At 71.8% G+C, this 4,973-nt stretch carries 6 protein-coding genes; 2 read left to right on the top strand and 4 right to left on the bottom strand.

Annotated elements, in window-relative coordinates; all coding sequences use genetic code 11:
• Positions 1–68: 68 nt before the first annotated feature.
• From A6Q79_RS18330 to A6Q79_RS18340, 3 genes are all read right to left on the bottom strand, one after another.
• Positions 69–194, bottom strand: coding sequence for a hypothetical protein (locus A6Q79_RS18330; RefSeq protein WP_317698934.1), 126 nt, complete (start codon positions 192–194; stop codon positions 69–71).
• A complete protein-coding gene (locus A6Q79_RS18335; protein ID WP_317698935.1) occupies positions 194–403 on the bottom strand; it encodes a hypothetical protein in 210 nt (69 codons plus the stop codon). The genes A6Q79_RS18330 and A6Q79_RS18335 overlap by 1 nt, the downstream gene beginning before the upstream one ends.
• A 69-nt stretch (positions 404–472) precedes the next feature.
• Entirely contained in the window at positions 473–2,494 is a 2,022-nt protein-coding gene (locus A6Q79_RS18340) for a carboxyl transferase domain-containing protein (protein ID WP_317698936.1), read from the bottom strand.
• A gap of 45 nt (positions 2,495–2,539) precedes the next feature.
• Between A6Q79_RS18340 and A6Q79_RS18345 the strand changes: the two genes are divergently transcribed.
• On the top strand, positions 2,540–3,088 hold the full coding sequence (locus A6Q79_RS18345; protein WP_067860808.1) for a TetR/AcrR family transcriptional regulator: 549 nt from the start codon (positions 2,540–2,542) through the stop codon (positions 3,086–3,088).
• Between the two features lies 1 nt (position 3,089).
• Here the strand turns inward: A6Q79_RS18345 and A6Q79_RS18350 are convergent, their stop codons facing one another.
• Positions 3,090–3,977, bottom strand: a complete 888-nt coding sequence (locus tag A6Q79_RS18350; protein WP_286689208.1) for an EamA family transporter — start codon at positions 3,975–3,977, stop codon at positions 3,090–3,092.
• Between the two features lie 72 nt (positions 3,978–4,049).
• Between A6Q79_RS18350 and A6Q79_RS18355 the strand changes: the two genes are divergently transcribed.
• A partial coding sequence (locus tag A6Q79_RS18355) for a LysR family transcriptional regulator (protein ID WP_317698937.1) occupies positions 4,050–4,973 on the top strand: 924 nt, incomplete at its 3' end.

Raw genomic sequence — 4,973 nt, forward strand, 5'->3', positions numbered from 1 at the left:
CTCAGGCAGATGTGCCAACTCTGGTTCAGAACGGAGTTGACGTAGCTGGTGAGATTGCAGGTGAAGAATCAACCGGACGGGGTCAGGTTCTTACTGGTGGTCCAGGTGCCGGAGTTGCCGAAGGCCCACGACGGCAGCTCGATGGCCTGGCCCTCGAGCTGCGGGGCGATCTGGGCGAAGCGTGCGGTGGTCATCACTGGCTCTCGTTCGGTCGTGCGGGGCTGGCGGGTGCGGGGCTGGCGGGGCGGGCTGGTCCTGCGGGCAGCTGGTCCTCGAGGTGGAAGACCTCGGGGAGCAGCCGGAAGCTCTCGTCGGGCGGGCGCCCGTCGGTGCCGACGAAGAAGGCGGCCATCTCGGCCTGCCACCGGGCGTTGACCTGGAGGGTGAAGCAGTAGCGCGGCATGGAGGGGCTCCCTGTTCCTGCGGGTGGGGTGATTCGTTTCAACGACGGGCGGCGGAAGCCGCCGGTCGGTCAGAAATCGAACTCCGCGATGTTGTCGGCGTTGAAGCGGAACGGCTCGCCGAGCAGGACGACGGAGTTCGCGCCCACGGTGTAGTCACCGAGCTTGCCGGCCTCGAAGGTGTCGCCCTCGTCGCCCTCGATGTCGCCGTTCGCCAGGGCAGCAGCGGCGTACGCCGCGAGGTAGCCCAGGTCGCCCGGGTTCCACAGGGCGAACTCGGCGACGGTGCCGTCCTCGACGTACTCGCGCATCTGGTTGGGCGTGCCCAGGCCGGTGACGGCGACCTCGCCCTTGTACTGCGAGGTGGAGACGTAGCGGGCAGCGGCAGCGATGCCGACCGTGGTCGGGCTGATGATGCCCTTGAGGTCGGGGTGGCTCTGCAGCAGCGCCGCGGTCTTGTCGAAGGAGGTCTGGTCGTCGTCGTCGCCGTAGACGGTGTCGACGAGCTCGATGTCGGGGTAGTTGGCGTCGAGCTCCTCCTCCATCAGCGCGATCCACTCGTTCTGGTTGGTCGCGTTGGCCGCGGCCGAGAGCGCCATGCCGAGGACCCGACGGGTGTCGGCGGGGTCGATGATGCCGTCGTCCCACAGGCGTGCGGTGGCGTAGTAGGGGTTGCCCTGCTCCTCGTACTGGGCGCGGATGGGTTTCTTGAACGTCTCCTCCTCCTCGGCCGACCACGCCTCGCCGCGCCCCTCGATGCCGTCCCGGCGGACGGTGGCGAGCACGGAGGCGGCCTGCTCGCCGCCCATCACGGAGATGCGCGCGTTCGGCCACGTCCAGAGGAACCGCGGGTCGAAGGCGCGGCCGCACATGCCGTAGTTGCCGGCGCCGAACGAGCCGCCGATCACCACGGTCAGCTTCGGCACGACGCTCGACGCGACCGCGGTGACGAGCTTGGCGCCGTCCTTCGCGATGCCGCCGTTCTCGAACGAACGCCCGACCATGAATCCGGTGATGTTCTGCAGGAAGAGCAGCGGGATGCCCCGCTGGTTGGCCAGCTCGACGAAGTGCGCGCCCTTGAGCGCCGACTCGCTGAACAGGATGCCGTTGTTGGCGACGATCGCGACGGGGTAGCCCTCGACGTGCGCGAACCCGCAGACGAGGGTGTCGCCGTAGAGCGGCTTGAACTCGTGCAGCCGGGAGTCGTCGACGACCCGCCGGATCACCTCGCGCACGTCGTAGGGGGTGCGGCCGTCGACAGGCACGACGTCGAGCAACGTCTCGGGGTCCTCGCGCGGCGGCAGGGCGGGCTGCGGCTCGAGGTGGGTGCGCGCCGGGCCCAGCGTGCCGACGATCGAGCGGACGATGTCGAGCGCGTGCGCGTCGTCGTCGGCGAGGTGGTCGACGACCCCGGAGGTGCGGGCGTGCACGTCGCCACCGCCGAGGTCCTCGGCCGTGACGACCTCGCCGGTGGCGGCCTTCACGAGCGGCGGTCCGCCGAGGAAGATCGTGCCCTGCTCCTTCACGATGACGGTCTCGTCGCTCATCGCCGGCACGTACGCACCGCCGGCCGTGCACGAGCCCATCACCGCCGCGACCTGCGCGATGCCACGCGCCGACAGCTGCGCCTGGTGGAAGAAGATGCGGCCGAAGTGCTCGCGGTCGGGGAACACCTCGTCCTGCATCGGCAGGAACGCACCGCCGGAGTCGACGAGGTACACGCAGGGCAGGCGGTTCTGCAGCGCCACCGTCTGCGCGCGCAGGTGCTTCTTGACCGTGAGCGGGTAGTAGGTGCCGCCCTTCACGGTCGCGTCGTTCGCCACGACCATCACCTCGCGGCCCGCCACCCGGCCGATGCCGGTGACGAGCGACGCGGAGGGGACCTCGCCCCCGTACATGTCGTACGCGGCGAGCGGCGCGATCTCCAGGAACGGGGAGCCGGGGTCGAGCAGGCGGTCCACGCGGTCACGGGGAAGCAGCTTCCCGCGCGAGACGTGCCGCTCGCGCGACGCCTCGCTGCCGCCGCGACGCACCACGGCGAGCCGCTCGTGCAGCTGGTCGACCAGGTCGCGCATCGTCGGGGAGGACGTCATGCGGCGAGGTTAACACCCATTAACCTCGTGCGGTATCGTGCCGCCATGAGCACCCGACGTCGCGAGATCGCCCGCAGCGCCGTGGAGCTCTTCGCCGACCGGGGCTTCCACGGCGTGAGCGTGGGCGACGTCGGCGCCGCGTCGGGCATCTCCGGCCCCGCGATCTACAAGCACTTCCGCGGCAAGGAGGAGGTGCTGGCGCAGGCGCTGGTCGACATCAGCACCGAGCTGCTCGACACCGGGCGCGCCAGGGTCGCGGCGCACGACGACGCGTCGGACCGGCTGGACGCGCTGGTGGACTGGCACATCGACTTCGCCGTCAGCCACCCCGCCTACATCGTCGTGCAGGAGCGGGAGTGGTCGCGGCTCGACGCCGACGCGCGCGCGGAGGTCCGCACCCTGCAGCTGGCGTACGTCGACCTCTGGGTCGACGTCGTCCGCTCGTTGCGCGACGACCTGCAGCGCGCCGAGGCCCGCGCCGTCGTCCAGGCGGTCTTCGGGCTGCTGAACTCCACCCCGCACAGCGCGCGCATCGGCGAGGACGCCCTGCGCACCCTGCTCGCGCGCATGGCCCGCGCCGCCCTCCTCGCCTGAGTCAGCCGGTCACCGCCGGCGCCACCACCGCGGGACGTCGCGCCGACGTCACCGCCACGGCGACCCCCACGAGCATGACCAGCCCCCCGACGGCCTCGACGAGGCTCGGCACCTCGTCGAGCGCGAGCCACGCCGCGAGCATGCCGACGGGCGGCACGAGCAGGATGTACGGCACCACCGACGACGCCGGGTGACGCGCCATGAGCCCGTTGAAGATGGTGTAGCCCACGAGCGACGCCCCGACGACCGTGTAGAGCGTGCTGAGCAGCGCGGTCCAGCCGAACCCGGCAAGGGCGGCCCCGATCGCGGCAGGTCCGTCGACGACGAGCGAGACGGCCAGGCAGGGCAGGGGCACGACCAGCGCCGACCAGACGACGAGCGAGAGCCCCGACTCGACCTTCGCCGCACGGGCCACGACGTTGCCGACCGCCCACGAGAGCGCTGCGCCGACGGTGACGAGCAGCGGCACGATCGACGCGCCGGCACCGAAGCCGACGGCCACGGTCGCGAGACCGGCCGTGCCGACGAGCGCCCCGCCGACCTGGCGACGCGTGGCCCGCTCGCCCAGCGCGAGCGACGCGATGACCATCGTCAGCACGACCTGCGCCTGGAGCACGAGCGACGCCAACCCGGCGGGCATGCCGATCGCGAGCGCCAGGTAGAGCAGCCCGAACTGGCCCAGGCTCATGAAGACGCCGACCGCGACCACCGCCTGCCACGACGCCTTCGGTCGCGGCACCAGCAGGACGAGCGGGAACGCGACGAGCACGAACCGGATCGCGAGGAACAGGAACGGCGGCACGTCGCGCAGACCCAGGTGGATGGCGACGAAGTTGCACCCCCACAGCACGGCCACGAGCACGGCGAGGAGGCTGTCACGACGGGTCACCGGCTCAGTCTCGTCGGACCGACGATGTAGGTCCAGCGATGCTTTCTTCACGATTCGATGTACGTTTCGTGCATGATCGACCTGAGTGCGCTCCGCTCGCTGCTCGCCGTGCACCAGCACGGCAGCGTGGTCGCCGCAGCGCACGCGCTCGGTTACACGCCGTCGGCCGTGTCGCAGCAGGTCAAGCGGCTCGAGCGCCAGCAGGGCCGTCCCTTGCTCGAGCGCGTCGGCCGCGGCGTGGTGCTCACCGACGTCGGCCGCCTCCTCGCCGAGCGCGGTGCGGGGGTGCTCGACGAGCTCGAGACGCTCAGCCACCTGGGGCACGACGTCGACCGTCCCCAGGGCTCCTTCCACGTCGCCACGTTCACCACCGCGCACCGCGGTCTGCTGGCGCCCGCGCTCGCGGCGTTGGAGGCGTCGGCGCCGCAGCTGCGCGTGACGGTGACGGAGGCCGACCCGCGCGACGTCGTGCTGCAGGTGGCCCGCGGTGCCGCCGACGCCGGGATCGTCCACGACTGGGAGAGCGTGCACCTCGACGTCCCGCCCGGCGTCGAGCAGGAGCACCTCCTGCTCGACCGCGCCGACCTCGTCGTCCACCGCGGGCACGCCCTCGCCGACCGCGAGACCGTCACGCCGCGCGACCTCGTCCGGGAGCGCTGGGTGTGCACGCCTGCCGGGACCTTGTGCCACGACTGGCTGCTCGTCATGTTCGCGCGGCACGGCCTGCGACCCGACCTGCGCTTCACCGACAACGAGTACGCGTCGCACGTGGCGCTGGCCGCTGCGGGCGTGGCGGTCGCGCTCGTGCCGCGCCTGGGTCGCGGCCCGCTGCCCGACGACGTGGTGTGCGTGCCGGTCGTCGACCCCGTCCCGGAGCGCCGCGTGGGCCTCGTCTGGCGACGCGCGACCACCGGCAACCCGGCGCGCCGAGCCCTCCGCGACGCCCTCGTCTTCGTCGCCGGACGCCGCGCGCTCGACGTCGACCCCGTCATGAAC

The organism is Aeromicrobium sp. REDSEA-S32_B7, assembly GCF_001626145.1.
GTDB lineage: Bacteria > Actinomycetota > Actinomycetes > Propionibacteriales > Nocardioidaceae > Aeromicrobium > Aeromicrobium erythreum.

What these genes read in the sequence shown, in the direction of transcription:
- A6Q79_RS18345 (WP_067860808.1), top strand. Translation starts at nt 2,540, where the DNA reads ATGAGCACCCGACGTCGCGAGATCGCCCGCAGCGCCGTGGAGCTCTTC.
- A6Q79_RS18335 (WP_317698935.1), bottom strand. Translation starts at nt 403, where the DNA reads ATGCCGCGCTACTGCTTCACCCTCCAGGTCAACGCCCGGTGGCAGGCC.
- A6Q79_RS18330 (WP_317698934.1), bottom strand. Translation starts at nt 194, where the DNA reads ATGACCACCGCACGCTTCGCCCAGATCGCCCCGCAGCTCGAGGGCCAG.
- A6Q79_RS18340 (WP_317698936.1), bottom strand. Translation starts at nt 2,494, where the DNA reads ATGACGTCCTCCCCGACGATGCGCGACCTGGTCGACCAGCTGCACGAG.